The sequence below is a fragment of the Bartonella sp. CL71SXKL genome (assembly GCF_042194935.1).
Lineage (GTDB): Bacteria > Pseudomonadota > Alphaproteobacteria > Rhizobiales > Rhizobiaceae > Bartonella.
Genome location: NZ_JBHINI010000007.1, coordinates 95,739 through 115,277, shown reverse-complemented (window position 1 = coordinate 115,277; position 19,539 = coordinate 95,739). Strand labels below are relative to the sequence as shown.

Here is a 19,539-nt window from a genome sequence, read left to right as displayed (position 1 = left end):
TTTAGAATTAGAGACCCTTTGGACCTCTGGTTTTGCTAAAAAACCACCCCGAAAAGAACTCTTGATTCGTAATAATTAGAGAGACGTGTTGCAAAATCCTATTCCCCAACTTTTATTTACGCGTCCCTCACTTAAAAAAACATATGAAGAATCAACAGCTTAATAGGAATGTAAAGCCATATGGTGGGCGATGAGAGACTCGAACTCCCGACATCCTCGGTGTAAACGAGGCGCTCTACCAGCTGAGCTAATCGCCCAATGCAATGATCAGCAATTGAATGGAGACTCTTTAAGGAAAAATTTTTCTAAACGCAAGAATAAAGATGGTATTTGATAATTTTTTTTAAAAATGCATAATCCTTCTTGACATAAACGCGTGAACCCCTTACACGACCGCTTGTACCAAATTAAATTGGTTCGAAAAAAAATGCGCGGGTGTAGCTCAGTTGGTTAGAGTGCTGGCCTGTCACGCCGGAGGTCGCGGGTTCGAGCCCCGTCACTCGCGCCATTTCTTGATTCCTTATGAAATTTCCTTTTTTTAAGTATCCATATGCTATAAGTGAGGTGGTGGAGTATTTGATTGGGGGATAAATATGTTTTTTCTTTCTTTTTATATGGTTTATAAGAATAGGGCTTGCGTCTTTCTTTGCTCTGCGTTACCTATGCCGATAAGAAAAGTATCGCTCTGTATGCCTTTGAAGCAGTATGAATAGAGTTAATAGAGCGATTGTTAAATTTGTCTGTTTGGTCTCGCAATATTGAATCATTGTGTTAAACTCAGGCATTTCGTTACGATGGAAGAGGGTTATGGCTTATTTATTGAGCTCTTACTTACCAGTCTTGATTTTCATTATTGTGTCAGCGGTTATTGCTGGAGTTTTGTTGATTACACCTTACATTGTAGCATATCGTTCCCCCGATCCTGAAAAGTTATCGGCTTATGAATGTGGGTTTAATTCATTTAGTGATGCACGCATGAAGTTTGATATTCGTTTCTATTTGGTATCAATTTTATTTATTATTTTTGATCTTGAAGTTGCTTTTCTTTTTCCTTGGGCTGTTTCATTCGAATCAATAGGTATGTTTGGCTTTTGGTCGATGATTGTATTTTTAGCGATTTTGACTATTGGATTTATATATGAATGGAAAAAAGGAGCTCTTGAATGGAATTAAGATCTAATAATTCAACGATTACAGCTCCAAAACCAAAAGGAATCATTGATCCAAATACTGGTGGGCTGATAGGATCTGATGATAAGTTTTTTCGTGATATCAATGCTGAATTATCAGATAAGGGTTTTTTAGTTACCTCGGCAGATGCTTTGATTACTTGGGCACGTACCGGTTCTTTAATGTGGATGAGTTTTGGTTTGGCTTGTTGTGCTATCGAAATGATGCAATGCTCAATGCCTCATTATGATAATGAGCGTTTTGGATATGCACCACGAGCTTCACCCCGCCAGTCCGATGTGATGGTGGTTGCTGGTACGCTCACAAATAAGATGGCGCCTGCTTTAAGGAAGGTTTATGATCAGATGCCTGAGCCACGTTATGTGATTTCTATGGGATCATGTGCAAACGGTGGGGGATATTATCATTATTCCTATTCAGTAGTGCGGGGATGTGATCGTATCGTGCCTGTCGATATATATGTTCCAGGGTGTCCACCTACAGCAGAGGCATTATTATACGGCATATTGTTGTTACAGAAAAAAATCCGTCGTACCGGATCCATAGAGCGATAGAGAGTTTTCTTGTCATGGTGGATGAAACATTGGTTGAACTTGCTGCTTATTTGGAAAACAAGTTAAAAAATAAGCTTGAAGAGACTGTTCTTGCTTTTGGTGAATTGACCATTGTGGCACGTCTTGATGCAATTATCGATGTCTTAATGTTTGTTCGAGATGATTCTCGCTGTCAATTTATTAATCTTACAGACATTAGTGGTGTGGATTATCCTTCTCGCGATAAGCGCTTTGATGTTTCTTACCAATTGTTATCTCCTCGTGAGAATTTACGCTTACGTGTAAAGGTTCGTACTGATGAAAATACTCCTGTTGCTTCAGCTTGTACGGTTTATCCTGGTGCAGAGTGGTATGAACGAGAAACGTATGATATGTATGGGATTTTATTTTCAGGACATCCGGATTTGAGACGGATTTTAACAGATTATGGGTTTGAAGGATATCCTTTACGCAAAGACTTTCCTGTGACAGGATTTGTTGAATGCCGTTATGATAATGAAGCAAAGAGAGTGATTTATGAGCCTGTTGTTTTGCGCCAAGAGATGCGTAATTTTGATTTTCTGTCTCCTTGGGAAGGAGGACAGTATACTTTGCCACGTGATGGAAAAGCAGATGAAAAAAAATAATATTGGTTTTGATAAGGTATTATATTAGAGTACTGTATTTATTAAATAATTAAATATTTTTTAGCGTGATAGATTTTTTGATATTTGATATGAAGTTTTTTAAAAAGCAAGGGGTTGATTGTGGCTGAGGTCAATGTTCGAAACTTTAATATCAATTTTGGTCCGCAGCATCCTGCCGCGCATGGGGTTTTGCGCATGGTTCTTGAGTTGGACGGTGAAGTTGTTGAGCGTGTAGATCCACATATTGGGTTGTTGCATCGCGGTACTGAAAAATTAATGGAAACAAAGACTTATCTTCAAGCGGGTCCTTATCTGGATCGTTTGGATTATGTTGCTCCTATGAATCAGGAACATGCCTTTGTTCTTGCTATTGAAAAGTTATTAGATATTAAAGTTCCTAAAAGAGGGCAATTAATACGTGTTTTGTTTTCTGAAATTGGGCGTATTCTTAATCATTTGCTTAATGTAACGACACAGGCAATGGATGTTGGCGCTTTAACACCACCGCTTTGGGGGTTTGAGCAACGTGAAAGGTTGATGATTTTTTATGAGCGTGCCTGCGGTGCTCGTCTTCATGCAAATTATTTTCGTCCCGGTGGCGTGCATCAAGATTTACCAGAATCTTTAGTTGAAGATATTGGTGATTTTATTGATCCATTTCTTGTTTCTCTCGGAAAACTTGATGCGCTTGTGACCCCAAATCGGATTTTTAAGCAGCGTAATGTGGATATTGGCGTTGTAAGTATTGATGAAGCTTGGGCACGCGGTTTTTCTGGGGTTATGATTCGTGGAGCTGGTGTTCCATGGGATTTGCGTAAAAGTCAGCCTTATGAATGTTACGATGAAATGGAATTCGATATTCCTGTAGGTAAAAATAGCGATTGTTATGATCGCTATCTTATTCGTATGGAAGAAATGCGTCAATCAGCGAAAATCATGCGCCAATGTGTGGAGCGTTTACTGAGTACTGAAAAAAATGGACCGGTTTCGAGCTTGGATCGCAAAATCGTACCACCGACGCGGAGTGAAATGAAAAGCTCGATGGAAGCACTGATTCATCACTTTAAACTCTATACGGAAGGTTTTCATACACCTCCTGGAGAAGTATATGTTGCTGTGGAAGCTCCGAAGGGTGAGTTTGGTGTTTATCTTGTTTCTGATGGGACCAATAAGCCTTATCGTGTCAAGTTGCGTGCTCCTGGGTTTGCTCATCTCCAAGCTATGGATTTTTTAACCAGAGGTCATATGTTGGCAGATGCTACAGCTATTTTGGGTTCGATTGATATTGTTTTTGGGGAGGTTGATCGCTAATGTCCGTACGCCGTCTTGCAGATGATGTTTATCAGCCGGCTGAGTTTTCTTTTACAAAAGAAAATCAGATATGGGTACAAAATACCATAAAAAAATATCCTGTAGGGCGTCAGCAGTCTGCTGTAATTCCATTATTAATGCGCGCTCAAGAGCAAGATGGTTGGGTGACACGTGCTGCGATTGAGCATATTGCTCAGATTCTTTCCATGGCTTATATCCGTGTCTTAGAAGTTGCTACTTTTTATACTCAGTTTCAGCTTAAGCCTGTTGGAACAAAAGCGCATATTCAAGTTTGTGGTACAACGCCTTGTATGTTACGTGGTTCTGATGAATTGATTAAAGTTTGTCAGAAAAAAATTCATCATGAACCTTTTGCGACCAATCAGGATGGAACCTTATCATGGGAAGAGGTAGAGTGTCTTGGTGCTTGTGTTAATGCTCCGATGGTTATGATTTTTAAAGATACTTATGAAGATCTTACAGCTGAACGCCTTGAAGAAATTATTGATGCATTTGAAGCAGGTGAAAGTTCTGAGATAGCGGTTGGTCCACAAAATAGTCGTAAATCGTCGGAACCGATTAGTGGTTTAACTTCTCTTATTGATGATGAGAAAGAAAAAAAGATCTCTCAAGTCTTCACCAAAAAAGGATAAGGAAAGAATGGGAACATAATTAAGTATTTTTCTTGAAAAAATATTTTATTATTCTACCCATGATGGCAACATTTAACAAAAAGTAAGAAGTCTTGAAAAGATATTTAAAAATTGCATTTGAGGAAAAGCGGAAAATGCTATGGGTAATAGAAAAAAGGTGAGGTATGCTAGCTGATAAAGATCGTATCTTCACCAATATTTATGGCTTAAAAGACAAATCATTAAAGGCTGCGATGTTGCGTGGGCATTGGAATGGTCTGAAAGAGATGATTGACAAAGGTCGTGATTGGATCATTGACGAAGTGAAGGCATCGGGTTTACGCGGTCGTGGTGGTGCTGGTTTTCCTACTGGTATGAAGTGGTCCTTTATGCCAAAGCAGAATGATGGGCGTCCTCATTATTTGGTTGTCAATGCCGATGAATCTGAACCTGGAACTTGTAAAGACCGTGATATTTTACGTCATGACCCCCATACTTTGATTGAAGGATGTGTAATCGCTACTTTTGCTATGGGAGCCAATGTTGCTTTTATTTATATTCGTGGTGAATATATTCGTGAACGTGAAGCGCTTCAAGCTGCCGTTGATGAGTGCTATGATGCGGGGTTACTTGGCAAAAAAACGAAATATGGGCATGCTTGTGATATTGTTATTCATCATGGAGCTGGTGCTTATATTTGTGGTGAAGAAACGGCTCTTCTTGAAAGTCTTGAAGGAAAAAAGGGGCAACCTCGGCTTAAGCCACCATTTCCTGCCAATATGGGGGTTTATGGCTGTCCAACAACAGTAAATAATGTAGAGTCTATTGCCGTTGTTCCAACGATTTTGCGGCGGGGTGCTTCGTGGTTTTCATCAATTGGACGAGCAAATAATGTTGGAACGAAATTATTTATGGTTTCAGGGCATGTTAATGCACCTTGTACATTTGAAGACGCTCTTGGTGTTTCATTCCGTGAATTAATTGAAAAACATACGGGTGGTGTTCGTGGTGGATGGAATAATCTTTTAGCGGTTATTCCAGGGGGGGCTTCTTGTCCAGTCGTTCGTGGTGAGGATATGATCGATGCGATCATGGATTTTGATGGGATGAGAGATGTCGGGTCTTCTTTTGGCACAGGGGGAATGATTGTTATGGATAAATCAACCGATATTATCAAGGCAATTTGGCGTATAGCTGCTTTTTTCAAGCACGAGAGTTGTGGACAGTGTACACCGTGTCGTGAGGGGACGGGGTGGATGATGCGTCTTTTAGGGCGTATGGTTGAAGGAAGAGCGCAAAAACGCGAGATTGATCTTTTGTTTGAAGTGTCTAAACAGGTTGAAGGACACACTATTTGTGCGCTTGGTGATGCTGCCGCATGGCCTGTACAGGGGTTGATACGTAATTTTCGTCCGGAAATCGAGCGTAGAATTGATGAATACACGCGAAATGTAGTCCAAAGCAAAAATATTGCTTTAGAAGCGGTTTAATAACGGATTTTGTTCTAAGAGCAACCGAATGCAAATTTTAAGTGGGTTATCCGCAGGTTGGATGGGTGATGATAAATATCAAAGTTGATGGCAAAGAGATTGAAGTTCCTGATTACTACACGTTGCTTCAGGCTGCTGAGGCGGCGGGTGTTGAAGTGCCACGTTTTTGTTTTCATGAATCTTTATCAATTGCTGGAAATTGTCGTATGTGTTTAGTTGAGGTTAAGGGTGGTCCTCCAAAACCTCAGGCTTCTTGTGCTATGGGGGTTCGTGATTTACGAGTAGGGCCTAACGGTGAAGCACCTGAAATTTTTACCAATACGGCGATGGTAAAAAAAGCACGTGAAGGTGTTATGGAATTTCTTCTCATTAATCATCCTTTGGATTGTCCAGTGTGTGATCAAGGGGGAGAGTGTGATCTTCAAGATCAAGCAATGCTTTATGGACGAGATTGTTCTCGTTATACAGAAAATAAACGTGCTGTAGAAGATAAATATATTGGACCTCTTGTCAAAACTGTTATGACACGATGTATTCATTGTACACGGTGTGTTCGTTTTACAACGGAAGTTGCAGGTATTTCTGAGCTTGGTTTGATCGGTCGTGGTGAAGATGCTGAAATTACGACGTATCTTGAAAAAGCTATGACATCTGAGTTACAGGGAAATGTTATTGATCTTTGTCCAGTGGGAGCTTTAACTTCAAAACCTTATGCGTTTCATGCCCGTCCGTGGGAATTGGTAAAAACGGAATCGATTGATGTGATGGATGCGCTTGGTAGTGCTATCCGTATTGATAGCCGCGGCCGTGAAGTTATGCGGATTATGCCGCGTACGAATGAAGATGTAAATGAGGAATGGATCTCTGATAAAACGCGTTTTATTTGGGATGGATTACGGACTCAGCGGCTTGATAAGCCATATATACGCAAAGATGGAAAGCTTCAACCTGTCAGTTGGACAGAAGCTTTTGCAAAAATTAAAATGGTGATCTCTAAAATTTTTCCAGAAAAAATTGGAGCCATTGCTGGAGATCTTGCTTCTGTTGAAGAAATGTATGCCCTTAAAGCATTATTGAGCTCTTTGGGCTCAACGCTTTTTGATTGTCGTCAAAGAGGGGGGGCTTTATCGCCAGAGTTTGGACGCTCGAGTTATATTTTTAATCCTACAATTGTAGGTATTGAACAGGCTGATGCACTGCTTATTGTGGGATCTAATCCACGTCATGAAGCAGCTGTTTTAAATGCGCGTATTTTAAAGCGCCAACGGATGGGCAATTTTCCTATTGCATTAATTGGAGAGAAAGTCGATTTACGTTATCCTTATTCTTACCTTGGATCTGGGAGTGATACATTAACGACACTTATTCGTGGAGAGGATGTTTTTTTTAATGTCTTAAAAGAAGCGAAGAGGCCCCTTATTCTTATCGGAGAGGGGGCTGTTTCAGGAAATGAAGGTTTATCTGTTTTAAAAAGTCTTGCTAAATTAGCTGATAATATTGGTGCTCTGAGTGAGACATGGAATGGGTTTGGGGTTCTTCATAATGCAGCATCGATTGTTGGAGGGTTAGACATAGGCTTTACTTCTAAGCTTGGGGTTGCAAATATACTTAAAACCTGTGAAGTTCTATTTTTGCTTGGTGCTGATGAAGTAGAATTAGCCAATACAAAAGCTTTTACAGTTTATATTGGGAGCCATGGTGATAATGGTGCACATGCTGCTGATGTTATTTTGCCTGCATCTGCTTACACTGAAAAATCAGGGCTTTATGTGAATACAGAAGGACGTGTTCAAATGACAAATCGGGCTGGTTTTGCTCCAGGTGAAGCAAAAGAAGATTGGGCTATTTTGCGTGCTTTATCGGATATTTTAGGACAAAAACTCCCTTTTGATTCTCTTCCTCAATTAAGGCAATGCTTGTTTAATGATTATCCACACCTTTGTGCTGTTGATGATATAGTGCCTTCTGATATAAGTGGTCTTAAGGCGCTTGGTTCAAAAATGGTTTCTCTCGAGAGTCAAACATTTACTTCTATGGTTAAAGACTTTTATTTAACAAATCCGATAGCACGTGCTTCTGCTGTTATGGCTAAATGTTCATCTCTTGCAAAAAATCGTTCTACGCAAACTGTACTGTAAAGTAAGGGCAAAGGAAAAAGAATAATGATGTATGATTTCTTTATGACTTGGCTGTTGCCATTACTCATTATAATCGGAAAAACACTTCTTCTTTTGGTCGTTCTTTTGGTCTTAGTTGCTTACCTTCTTTACGCAGATAGAAAAATTTGGGCTGCGGTACAATTGCGTCGTGGACCAAACGTTGTTGGTCCATGGGGATTGTTACAGTCTTTTGCAGATTTAATTAAATTTGTTGTGAAAGAACCTATTATCCCAGCAGGTGCAAATAAGGGGGTTTTTCTTTTGGCTCCTTTTGTTTCAGCGACACTTGCTTTATCAACTTGGGCTGTTATTCCTGTCAATGAGGGTTGGGAGGTTGCGAAGATTAATGTTGGCTTGCTTTATATTTTAGCCATTTCATCTCTTGAAGTTTATGGTGTTATTATGGGGGGATGGGCATCAAATTCAAAATATCCTTTCTTAGGAGCTCTTCGTTCGGCGGCACAAATGGTTTCTTATGAAGTTTCCATTGGTTTTGTGCTTGTGACCGTTATTTTAGTGAGTGGTTCGTTGGATCTTACAACAATTGTTCTTAAACAAAGTCATGGTTTTGGTACAACTCTTGGTCTTCCTTTTAACAGTTTTCTCGATTGGAATTGGTTGGTCCTTTTTCCAATGTTTATTATATTTTTTATTTCTGCGCTTGCAGAGACAAACCGTCCTCCATTTGATTTGGTGGAAGCAGAATCTGAACTTGTTGCTGGTCATATGGTAGAATATTCTTCAACGCCTTACATGCTCTTCTTTTTAGGTGAATATGTTGCGATTGTTTTAATGTGCGCATTAACAACCATTCTATTTTTAGGCGGTTGGCTGCCTCCTTTAGATGTTTGGTGGCTTAATTGGGTTCCTGGTATCATTTGGTTTGTTTTAAAAGTCTGTTTTGTATTTTTTTGGTTTGCTATGGTTAAAGCATTTGTTCCACGTTATCGCTATGATCAGCTCATGCGGCTTGGTTGGAAGGTTTTTCTTCCTCTCTCACTAGCAATGGTTGTGATAACTGCTGCTTTTTTAAAGTTTACGGATTTCGTTTAAGAGGAGATTTTACGATGTCAGGTTTCATTCAGGCGGCAAAGTCACTTCTTCTATTGGAATTTGTGAGTGCTTTTTTCTTAGCTATGCGCCAATTTTTTTCACCAAAGCCCACGATTAATTATCCTTATGAAAAAGGTTTTGTATCTCAGCGTTTTCGCGGTGAGCATGCATTGCGTCGCTATCCAAATGGTGAAGAACGGTGTATTGCTTGTAAATTATGTGAAGCGATTTGTCCTGCTCAAGCGATTACAATTGAAGCTGGGCCACGGCGCAATGATGGTACACGTAGAACTGTCCGTTATGATATCGATATGGTTAAATGTATTTACTGTGGTTTTTGTCAAGAAGCTTGTCCGGTTGAGGCTATTGTCGAAGGTCCAAATTTTGAGTTTGCGACGGAAACACGTGAAGAACTTTATTATGATAAAGAAAAGCTTTTATTGAATGGAGATCGCTGGGAGCGAGAAATTGCTCGAAATATATTGATGGATGCGCCTTATCGTTAAGTGTATCGTTAAATGAGGTGTCGGATATTTTTCCGATAAATTGTAATCTGGTATGAAGTTTATACCAATTGTTTGAATAATTAAGGAGAAGCCTATGCTAACAGATCTAGCGGCGGCATTTTTCTATTTGTTTGCTTTTATTATGCTAACAAGTGCAGTTATTGTTATTACAGCACGCAATCCAGTGCATTCTGTTTTGTTTTTAATCCTCGCATTTTTTAATGCAGCAGCTTTGTTTTTACTTGCAGGGGCAGAGTTTTTAGGGCTTATTCTGCTTGTTGTGTATGTTGGAGCTGTCGCTGTTTTATTTTTATTTGTCGTTATGATGCTTGACGTTGATTTTGCTGAGTTAAAGAGTGGAACTCTTCGGTATGCTCCTATTGGAGCTCTTATTGGTGTTATTATCGCTGTAGAATTGATTGTTGTTTTTATGAGTAGCTATTTTTCTCCAATCTTGAGAACGCATGTTACGCAACCAATGCCAGATTTAGCCCAGCGAACAAATACACAAGCATTAGGTGATATTCTCTATACGGATTATGTTTTCTATTTTCAAATTGCTGGAATGATTTTATTGGTTGCAATGATTGGAGCTATTGTTCTAACACTTCGTCATAAATTAGGAGTAAAGCGGCAATCTATTGCGGAGCAAGTTTCTAGAACGGTAGAAAGTGCTATTGAAATCAAACAAGTTGAATCAGGCAAAGGTATATAAGGGGGCTATGTAGATGTATATTGATATTACACATTATCTCACTGTTTCTGCTTTGATGTTTACAATTGGTATTGCTGGAATTTTTCTCAACAGAAAAAACGTGATTATTATCTTGATGTCCATTGAGCTTATATTGCTTTCAGTTAATCTCAATTTTGTTGCATTTTCAGCATTTCTTCATGATCTCGTTGGTCAGGTATTTGCTTTATTTGTCTTAACCGTAGCAGCTGCTGAAGCTGCCATTGGTTTAGCAATTCTGGTCGTTTTTTTCCGTAATCGTGGTTCCATTGCGGTTGAAGATGTTAATGTAATGAAAGGCTAACCAGTGATGTATTATACGATTGTCTTTCTTCCGCTTTTGGGTTTTTTAATTGCTGCACTAGGTGGAAAAACGATAGGAGATCGTGCGAGTGAATTGATAACATGTAGCTTTATGGTTGTTGTTGCCATATTATCGTGGATAGCATTTTTCAGTACTGCACTTGGTCATATTCCAGCGATTGATGTATCGGTATTACATTGGATGACTGTTGGTGACTTAAGCTTTAATTGGGCTTTACATGTTGATGCATTAACAGCTGTCATGCTTATTGTTGTAAACAGTGTTTCGGCATTGGTGCATATTTATTCAATTGGTTATATGCATCATGATCCTTCAAGGTCTCGTTTTTTTTCTTATCTTTCTTTATTTACATTTATGATGCTTATGTTGGTCACATCCAATAATTTGATTCAGATGTTTTTTGGATGGGAAGGTGTCGGACTTGCTTCTTATTTACTCATTGGTTTTTGGTTTCAGCGCGATTCTGCTAATAAGGCCGCAATGAAAGCTTTTGTAGTTAACCGTGTTGGAGACTTTGGTTTTCTCTTAGGAATCTTTAGTATTTTTGTTTTGTTCCAATCGGTTGATTTTGCCTCTATTTTTGCAAAAGCTGCCGACAAGAGCTTTATACAAAATGTGACATTTTTAGATTGGCAATTTGATGGGCAGACGGCAATTACCATTACATGTCTTTTATTATTTATTGGTGCGATGGGAAAATCCGCACAATTTCTTTTACATACTTGGCTGCCTGATGCAATGGAAGGACCAACCCCTGTATCAGCGCTTATTCATGCTGCTACAATGGTAACGGCTGGTGTTTTTATGGTTGCGCGTATGTCGCCAATTTTTGAACTTTCTTCGACTGCTTTGACCGTGATTATTATTGTTGGTGCAACAACAGCGTTTTTTGCAGCAACTGTGGGGTTGGTGCAGAATGATATTAAGCGTGTTATTGCTTATTCTACATGCTCTCAACTTGGTTATATGTTTGTGGCATTAGGTGTTGGAGCTTATGGCGCTGCTGTCTTTCATCTTTTTACGCATGCTTTTTTTAAAGCCTTATTGTTTCTTGGTGCAGGTTCTGTGATTCATGCTGTATCTGATGAACAAGATATGCGAAAAATGGGTGGGTTACGCAAACATATAAAGGTCACCTATTGGATGATGATGGTCGGGACCATTGCCTTGACCGGTGTTGGAATTCCAGGAACACTTTTCGGGACTGCAGGTTTTTTCTCAAAAGATGCGATTATAGAGTCTGCTTTTGCATCTCATAATATTGCTTCAGGATATGCTTTTTATCTTCTTGTTTTTGCTGCCTTTTTAACAAGTTTCTATTCATGGCGGCTTATCTTTATGACATTCCATGGTAAACCACGGGCAACAGTTGATGTGATGCATCATGTTCATGAATCGCCTCCAGTTATGTTGATTCCACTCTTTCTTTTATCTATTGGAGCAATATTTTCTGGTGTCGTTTTCCAACCTTACTTTTTTGGTGAGTTGTATAATGCTTTTTGGAAGGGAGCATTATTTACAAGCAGCCATAATCACATTCTTCATGATGCCCACCATGTCTTTAATTGGGTAAAATGGTCGCCATTTATAGCGATGCTTCTTGGGTTTATCTTAGCTTATTTATTTTATGTTTCTATTCCATCTCTTCCTAAGAAAATGGTTCGTATTATGCCAAGAACATATAACTTTCTTTACCAAAAATGGTATTTCGATCAATTATATAACTTTTTGTTTGTTCGTCCTACCTTTAGAATTGGTTCTTTTCTTTGGAAAGTGGGAGACGGTAAGATTATTGATGGTCTAGGCCCTAATGGTATTGCAGCGCGTGTTGTTGATATTACAAATAGAGTTGTTCGAATGCAAACAGGCTATCTTTACCACTATGCATTTGCAATGCTTATCGGCGTTGCATTGCTCATTACATGGATGATGATCGGGGGCGTAAACTAATGACCGATTGGCCTATTCTTTCTACGGTTACATTTTTGCCGCTTGTTGGTGTGCTTCTGATTTTGTTTATCAAAGATGATAGTGAAGTAGCACGCCATAATATACGTAATGTCGCATTTTTTACGACTCTATTTGTTTTTATTATTTCTTTAATTATTTGGATAGGATTTGATTCTAGCAACCAAAATTTTCAAATGGTTGAAAAATCCAGTTGGTTAGGGGGGGGTATTAGCTATCATATGGGGGTTGATGGTATTTCTATTCTTTTTGTTGTTCTCTCGGCTTTTCTTTTGCCTTTCTGTATTTTAGCAAGTTGGGAGAATGTTAAAGAGAGATTAAAGGCTTATATGATTGCGTTTCTTCTTCTAGAAGTTGCGATTATTGGCGTTTTTTGTGCTCTTGATGCAATGCTATTCTATGTTTTTTTTGAAGGCAGCCTTATTCCAATGTTTATCATTATAGGTGTATGGGGAGGAGCACGTCGTGTTTATGCAAGTATAAAGTTTTTCTTATATACTTTACTTGGTTCAGTGCTTATGCTGGTTGCTCTTATGGTTATGTATTGGGAGGCTGGGACACTTGATATACCAACTTTACTCAATTATCAGTTTCCTGCTCATATGCAAATATGGCTATGGCTTGCATTTTTTGCTTCTTTCGCAGTTAAAATGCCAATGTGGCCAGTTCATACATGGCTCCCTGATGCTCACGTAGAAGCACCGACAGCGGGTTCCGTTATTTTAGCTGGTGTCTTACTCAAATTAGGTGGGTATGGTTTTCTTCGTTTTTCTTTGCCTATGTTTCCTATCGCTTCAGCAGATTTTGCGCCTTTTGTTTTCACATTATCGCTTATCGCTATTATTTATACATCACTGGTTGCACTTGTTCAAAGTGACATCAAAAAACTTATTGCTTATTCTTCAATAGCGCATATGGGGTATGTGACAATGGGTATTTTTGCTGCAAATGAACAGGGGATACAAGGGGCTATTTATCAGATGCTATCCCATGGAATTGTTTCAGCAGCATTGTTTCTTTGTGTTGGGGTTATCTATGATCGCTTGCATACACGTGAAATTTCAGCGTTTGGTGGTTTAGTGAATAATATGCCTAAATATGCTGTTGTTTTCTTAATTTTCACTATGGCAAATGTTGGTTTGCCTGGAAGCTCAGGATTTTTGGGTGAGTTTTTAACCTTAATAGGTGTTTTTCAAGTAAATAAATTAGTTGTTGTTTTAGCAACAACAGGTGTTATCTTATCGGCAGCCTATGCCCTTTATCTTTATCGGCGTGTGGTTTTTGGTTCCTTGGATAAAGAGAATTTAAAAGTATTAATAGATCTTTCTTTAAGAGAAAAATTCCTCCTTTATCCAATGGTTATTCTTACAATATTCTTTGGTATCTATCCAACGCCTATTCTTAAGGCAACGGCGTTTTCCGTAGAAACCCTCATCAATAAACTGCACTAGATAAGGGAAGAATGCACATGCAAACTGAAATAATAGCGCAATTAGTCTTAATTCTTCCAGAGCTTTTAATTGCATTAGGAGCTGTCGTGCTACTTATGATTGGTGTTTATTCCAATACACGTGCTTCTTTAACAGTGACAGGTTTAGCCATGGCACTTCTTGTGGCAACCATTATTATTCTTATAGTTTTTCCGAAAAATGGTTCATTTCAAACCAATGCGCTCGTTATCGATTCCTTTAGTCGTTATATGAAAATTTTAATGCTTATTGGTGCACTCTTTTCTCTTATCATGTCTGTTGGTTTTGCCAATGCACAAAAGTTTAATATATTTGAGTTTCCAGTGCTTGTTCTTTTAGCAACCCTTGGAATGATGTTTATGATTTCAGCGGGTAATATGCTGTCGCTTTATATGGGGTTAGAATTGCAATCTTTAGCTTTATATGTTTTAGCAGCGATTAATCGTAATAATGTGAAATCTTCTGAAGCCGGTATAAAATACTTTGTTTTAGGAGCATTATCTTCAGGGTTGCTTCTTTATGGTATTTCTTTACTTTATGGTTTTACCGGTCAAATTGGTTTTCACGAAATTGCTCTTGCTTTAAAAGGTAAGAATGTACAATTGGGGGTCATTTTTGGAATTGTCTTTATTTTAGCTGGTTTGGCTTTCAAAATTTCTGCTGTTCCATTTCATATGTGGACACCTGATGTTTATGAAGGAGCGCCCACACCGATTACAGCATTTTTTGCTGGTGCCCCTAAAGTTGCTGCAATGGCTTTAATCATCCGTATTATTGTGACGACCTTTATTCCCCTAGGGCGTGTTGATAACGTGATGCCTGCATGGCAACAAATTTTGGTGTTCATGGCGATTGCATCAATGATACTGGGTGCTTTTGCTGCAATTGGTCAAAATAATATTAAGCGCTTAATGGCTTATTCGTCGATCAGTCATATGGGCTATGCACTTGTTGGTTTATCTGCTGGAGATATGCTAGGAGTAAAAAGTGTTATTCTTTATATGACGATTTATCTTGGAATGACGATTGGTTCATTTGCCTTTATTCTTGGAATGCGCTCTCAGAATGGCAATGTTGAAAATATTTATGATCTTTCAGGGTTAGCAAAGACGAATCCTTTTATGGCTGTTGTGATGACAATACAGCTTTTTTCTTTAGCAAGCATACCTCCTATGGCTGGTTTTTTTGGAAAGTGGTATACATTTTCTGCGGCTGTCCACGCTGGACTTACTCCACTTGCTGTCGTGGGGATGATAGCGTCTGTCGTTGGGGCTTTTTACTATTTGAGAGTCATTAAAATTATGTGGTTTGATGATGCAAAAGCGCATTTTGTTGCTTTATCGAATGAGCTTCAGTTTTGTCTTAGTCTTTCTGTATTCTTTATTTTATTTTACGCGCTTTTTGGAGTTTGGTTCGCTGAGCTAGCAGAAAAAGCAGCAACAGCATTGTTTTAATGAATATGGTTTATACTTTATCAGATTTTGCACAAAAACAGGGATATACTGTTGAAGCGTACGATAGTGTTGATTCAACAAATCTCATTGCGCAACGAAAAGCGAAAACTGGTCATCAAGGTAATCTTTGGATTGTTGCACAAGAACAATCACAGGGAAGAGCAAGAAGAGGGAGGACTTGGTCTAGTCCAAAAGGGAACCTTTATTCTAGTCTTTTATTAATTGATGATATTGTTCATCAAACTGCGGCTCAACTTGGCTTTGTTGCTGGAGTAAGTGTGGCAGAGGCAATAAAACAATTGATAAAAGAGGAAAAGCAGACAAACAATATTGTGAGCTTAAAATGGCCAAACGATATTTTGCTCAAAGGAGAAAAAAGCTCTGGAGTTTTGCTTGAGATTTTAAAATTGTCATCACAACAATATGCCTTGGTTATTGGTATTGGAATAAATGTGAAATATAATTATGAAGATGCACCTTATTCCACTTCAAGCTTAAAGAATATCGGTTTGCATATTGATGCAGAACAATTATTTACGGTTTTGACGGAGTGTTTTTCTAAAAATTACCTTCTTTGGAAACAACCAAAAGGATGTGAAATAATCCGAAAAAAATGGCTTTTATATTCCGCTCACCTTGGAAAACATGTCAAAGTGGTGAATGATGAAAAAGTCATTGAGGGTATTTTTGATGGTCTTGATAGTGATTTTAACTGCATCATAAAGCAAAAAGACGGTCAGACAGCCATTATAACAGCTGGAGATGTTCATTTTGGTTCCGCTGATTCTATTAATGCAGGTCGTTATTGAAAAATTATTTTACCATCAGATACCTTAATGATTTGGGAGATGTTTATGGTTGCAGCCAATAAGAATGAATTTGTTTTTTTACCTCTGGGAGGTGTAGGTGAGATAGGGATGAATTTAGCTGCTTACGGATTTGGTCCCCAAAGTCTTCGTGAATGGCTGCTGGTTGATATGGGGGTTAGTTTTGCTGGTTCTGAATTACCAGGTGTCGATCTTGTTTTGCCTGATATTCGTTTCCTAGAAAGTGAAAAACATAATATACGGGGTCTTGTTTTAACACATGCACATGAAGATCATTATGGGGCCGTTCTTGATTTATGTCCAAAGTTACAAGTGCCAATTTACTGTACGCCTTTTACGGCAGGGTTATTGGAAACTAAAAAACAATTAGATTTTGAATCTCAAAAAATTTTACTCAATATTTTTCAAGCTGGTGATTGTTTTCAGGTAGGTTCCTTTGCTGTAGAGGCTATAGCCGTTAACCATTCAATACCAGAATCTGTATCTTTAGCAATTACAACCTCTTTGGGGACTGTGATTCATACTGGTGATTGGAAAATTGATCATACCCCTTCACTCGGGGCTGTAACCGATGAAAAAAGATTTCGTGCTTTAGGCAAAAAAGGTGTTTTAGCATTACTTTGTGATTCCACAAATGCATGTCGGGATGGTATATCTCCATCAGAGCAGCAAGTTCAAGCCAGTCTTTCTGAGATTATTTCCAAAGCTGAAGGGCGCGTTGCGATAGCAACTTTTTCTTCTAATATTGGTCGGATACGTTCTATTGCTCTTGCAGCTGAAGCTGCTGGACGTAAGGTGCTTGTCATTGGGCGTTCCCTTAAGCGAAGTATTATGGTTGCACAAGAGCTTGGTTATATGAATGGTTTAGCGCCATTTGTAACGGAAGATGATTATGGCTATATCTCGCGAAAAGATCTTGTTTTAATTGTCACTGGGAGCCAAGGTGAGCCATGTGCAGCTTTGGCTAAACTGTCACGTGATGGAATGAAAAATATTGCACTTTCCGCTGGTGATACCGTTATTTATTCATCACGAAGTATTCCAGGAAACGAAAAAGCGATTATTGAGGTACAAAATCGTTTCATTGATTTGGGTATTGAAATTATTACGAATGAAGATGCGCTTGTTCATGTTTCAGGTCATCCACGTCGTTCAGAACTTTTACAGATGTATGATTGGATAAAGCCACAAATACTTGTCCCTGTACATGGGGAAGCAATGCATCTTAAGGCTCAGGCAACTTTAGCACGTCAAGCAGGTATTAAAACTGTTACGGATATCAGAAATGGACATATTTTACGCCTTGCACCAAAGCCTGTAGAAGTTATTGATCAAGTTCCTGTTGGCCGCATCTATAAGGATGGTTGCTTAATTGGAGATGAAGATGAATTAGGGATTCGTGAGCGCCGCAAACTAAGTTATGCTGGTCATGTTACTATTTCTCTCCATATAAATAGTAAGCATGAATTATTAGGGGATATAGGTCTAACAATATTAGGGTTACCTGAAAGTAATGGAAAGGGGAAAAGTTTAAAAGATATTCTTTTAGATATCGTAGAAAATACAGTTTATAATATCCCACGCATGAAACAGAAAAATAATGAACTTATTCGAGAGGCAACACGACGTGCAGTGAGAGCGGCTGTTCATGAAATTTGGCAAAAAAAACCTATCTGTACAGTTTTTTTACATCGGTCAAAATAAAGAACTTTCATATTACGTTATTTAAAAAGAGAAGAGCATTTTTATTTTATTGCTAAATAAGAAAAATAGAGAATAAAGCACAATAAATTTTTAAATGATAAGATCGTTATATTTGCAAGTATTCAGAATGCGGCTATAGATGAATAGAGGGTGTGATAAATTGTTCCGATATGATAGATCTGATTAGGAGTTAATTATTTCAATGCGTCTTTCTCAATATTTCCTTCCACTTTTAAAAGAGAATCCTAAAGAAGCAGAAATTGTTTCTCATCGCTTCATGTTGCGCGCTGGAATGATTCGACAACAAACATCAGGGATTTATTCTTGGCTTCCTTTGGGAAAAAAAGTGCTTGATAAAGTTTGTAAAATTATTCGTGAAGAGCAAGAACGTGCGGGTGCAATAGAAATATTGATGCCTACAATTCAGTCTGCTGATCTTTGGCGTGAAAGCGGTCGTTATGATGATTATGGTTTGGAAATGCTCCGCATTAAAGATCGTCAAAAGCGTGATTTACTTTATGGTCCAACCAATGAAGAGATGGTAACAGATATTTTTCGCTCTTATGTTCGTTCTTATAAAGATCTTCCGCTGAATTTATATCATATTCAATGGAAATTTCGTGATGAAATTCGTCCACGTTTTGGTGTGATGCGAGCACGAGAATTTTTAATGAAAGATGCTTATTCTTTTGATCTTGATTATGAAGGCTCTAAAACATCTTATAATCGTATGTTTGTTGCTTATTTACGCACTTTTTCTCGCCTGGGATTAAAAGCAATTCCTATGCGTGCAGATACAGGTCCAATAGGGGGGGAACTCAGTCATGAATTTATCATTTTGGCTGAAACAGGAGAGAGTGCTATCTTCTGTGATAAACAATTTCTTGAACTTACCGTTCCAGATAGTTCAATCGATTTTAGTGATAAAGCTGTTTTAGATGATATTGTTAAGCAATGGACATCTTGTTATGCAGCAACGGAAGAAATGCATAATGAAGAGGAGTGGGCTAAAGTTTCTGATCATAATCGTCTTTCAGCGCGTGGTATTGAAGTAGGTCATATTTTCCACTTTGGTACTAAATATTCTGCTCCAATGGGAGCAAAAGTTATGGGACAAGATGGAAAAGAGCATGTGGTCTCTATGGGATCTTATGGTATTGGGCCTTCGCGTCTTGTTGCGGCCGCTATTGAAGCTTCTCATGATGAAAATGGTATTATTTGGCCAAAGTCGATGGCACCGTTTGATTTTGGGATTATCAATATGAAACCCGATGATGAAAAATGCACACAGGCATGTGAGTTTCTCTATCAGGGATTAAAGGAGGTTGGTTTTGATCCGTTATTAGATGATAGAAATGAACGTCCTGGATCAAAATTTGCAACAATGGATTTGATTGGTTTGCCAATGCAAGTCATTGTTGGCCCTAACAGCATTGCACAAAATGAAGTTGAAATTAAAGATCGAAAAACAGGAATAAAAAAATCTCTAAAGGTTGAAGATGTGCTCAGCCAACTTTCTATAATTTAATAGGAAATG

The 19,539-nt window shown here is 38.5% G+C and carries 16 protein-coding genes, 2 tRNA genes and 1 pseudogene; 18 read left to right on the top strand and 1 reads right to left on the bottom strand.

What is annotated here, in order from left to right:
- Positions 1–181: 181 nt before the first annotated feature.
- A tRNA-Val gene (locus ACFILA_RS05520) sits at positions 182–257 on the bottom strand.
- 174 nt (positions 258–431) lie between these two features.
- Here ACFILA_RS05520 and ACFILA_RS05515 point away from each other — a divergent pair.
- From ACFILA_RS05515 to proS, 18 genes and pseudogenes are all read left to right on the top strand, one after another.
- Positions 432–508: transfer RNA gene (locus ACFILA_RS05515), tRNA-Asp, on the top strand.
- A 299-nt stretch (positions 509–807) separates the two neighbouring features.
- Positions 808–1,173: an NADH-quinone oxidoreductase subunit A gene (locus ACFILA_RS05510; protein ID WP_005773599.1), complete on the top strand. Its 366-nt coding sequence runs from the start codon at positions 808–810 to the stop codon at positions 1,171–1,173.
- Complete coding sequence (locus ACFILA_RS05505; RefSeq protein WP_273791282.1) at positions 1,164–1,745, top strand: NADH-quinone oxidoreductase subunit B family protein; 582 nt, start codon at positions 1,164–1,166, stop codon at positions 1,743–1,745. The genes ACFILA_RS05510 and ACFILA_RS05505 overlap by 10 nt, the downstream gene beginning before the upstream one ends.
- 14 nt (positions 1,746–1,759) lie before the next feature.
- Entirely contained in the window at positions 1,760–2,371 is a 612-nt protein-coding gene (locus ACFILA_RS05500) for an NADH-quinone oxidoreductase subunit C (RefSeq protein ID WP_273791281.1), read from the top strand.
- A 120-nt stretch (positions 2,372–2,491) separates the two neighbouring features.
- Positions 2,492–3,682: an NADH-quinone oxidoreductase subunit D gene (locus ACFILA_RS05495; RefSeq protein ID WP_375654461.1), complete on the top strand. Its 1,191-nt coding sequence runs from the start codon at positions 2,492–2,494 to the stop codon at positions 3,680–3,682.
- A pseudogene (gene nuoE, locus ACFILA_RS05490) lies at positions 3,682–4,354 on the top strand (NADH-quinone oxidoreductase subunit NuoE). The gene ACFILA_RS05495 and the pseudogene nuoE overlap by 1 nt, the downstream one beginning before the upstream one ends.
- A 145-nt stretch (positions 4,355–4,499) precedes the next feature.
- A complete protein-coding gene (gene nuoF, locus ACFILA_RS05485) occupies positions 4,500–5,804 on the top strand; it encodes an NADH-quinone oxidoreductase subunit NuoF (protein ID WP_273791278.1) in 1,305 nt (434 codons plus the stop codon).
- A 68-nt stretch (positions 5,805–5,872) separates the two neighbouring features.
- On the top strand, positions 5,873–7,942 hold the full coding sequence (nuoG, locus tag ACFILA_RS05480) for an NADH-quinone oxidoreductase subunit NuoG (RefSeq protein WP_375631155.1): 2,070 nt from the start codon (positions 5,873–5,875) through the stop codon (positions 7,940–7,942).
- A 27-nt stretch (positions 7,943–7,969) separates the two neighbouring features.
- Positions 7,970–9,016 carry an NADH-quinone oxidoreductase subunit NuoH gene (gene nuoH / locus ACFILA_RS05475; protein WP_375637643.1) on the top strand — a complete coding sequence of 349 codons (1,047 nt, stop codon included), beginning with the start codon at positions 7,970–7,972 and terminating at the stop codon, positions 9,014–9,016.
- Between the two features lie 14 nt (positions 9,017–9,030).
- On the top strand, positions 9,031–9,522 hold the full coding sequence (gene nuoI / locus ACFILA_RS05470; RefSeq protein WP_273723184.1) for an NADH-quinone oxidoreductase subunit NuoI: 492 nt from the start codon (positions 9,031–9,033) through the stop codon (positions 9,520–9,522).
- Between the two features lie 94 nt (positions 9,523–9,616).
- Positions 9,617–10,237, top strand: coding sequence for an NADH-quinone oxidoreductase subunit J (locus tag ACFILA_RS05465; RefSeq protein ID WP_273791276.1), 621 nt, complete (start codon positions 9,617–9,619; stop codon positions 10,235–10,237).
- 13 nt (positions 10,238–10,250) lie between these two features.
- The gene (gene nuoK, locus ACFILA_RS05460; RefSeq protein ID WP_273791275.1) at positions 10,251–10,559 is read left to right on the top strand and encodes an NADH-quinone oxidoreductase subunit NuoK; all 309 of its coding nucleotides are present in this window, start codon (positions 10,251–10,253) and stop codon (positions 10,557–10,559) included.
- Positions 10,560–10,565: 6 nt separating this feature from the next.
- On the top strand, positions 10,566–12,530 hold the full coding sequence (nuoL, locus tag ACFILA_RS05455; protein ID WP_375631157.1) for an NADH-quinone oxidoreductase subunit L: 1,965 nt from the start codon (positions 10,566–10,568) through the stop codon (positions 12,528–12,530).
- Complete coding sequence (locus ACFILA_RS05450) at positions 12,530–13,999, top strand: NADH-quinone oxidoreductase subunit M (RefSeq protein WP_273791287.1); 1,470 nt, start codon at positions 12,530–12,532, stop codon at positions 13,997–13,999. The genes nuoL and ACFILA_RS05450 overlap by 1 nt, the downstream gene beginning before the upstream one ends.
- Before the next feature lie 17 nt (positions 14,000–14,016).
- On the top strand, positions 14,017–15,471 hold the full coding sequence (nuoN, locus tag ACFILA_RS05445) for an NADH-quinone oxidoreductase subunit NuoN (protein WP_375637640.1): 1,455 nt from the start codon (positions 14,017–14,019) through the stop codon (positions 15,469–15,471).
- Complete coding sequence (locus ACFILA_RS05440) at positions 15,471–16,280, top strand: biotin--[acetyl-CoA-carboxylase] ligase (RefSeq protein ID WP_375631153.1); 810 nt, start codon at positions 15,471–15,473, stop codon at positions 16,278–16,280. Before nuoN ends, ACFILA_RS05440 begins: the two co-directional genes overlap by 1 nt.
- 45 nt (positions 16,281–16,325) lie before the next feature.
- Positions 16,326–18,002 (top strand): ribonuclease J, encoded by a 1,677-nt coding sequence (locus ACFILA_RS05435; RefSeq protein ID WP_273791272.1) that lies wholly within the window; start codon positions 16,326–16,328, stop codon positions 18,000–18,002.
- A 202-nt stretch (positions 18,003–18,204) separates the two neighbouring features.
- Positions 18,205–19,530 (top strand): proline--tRNA ligase, encoded by a 1,326-nt coding sequence (gene proS, locus ACFILA_RS05430; RefSeq protein ID WP_375637639.1) that lies wholly within the window; start codon positions 18,205–18,207, stop codon positions 19,528–19,530.
- The last annotated feature ends 9 nt before the right edge of the window (positions 19,531–19,539 follow it).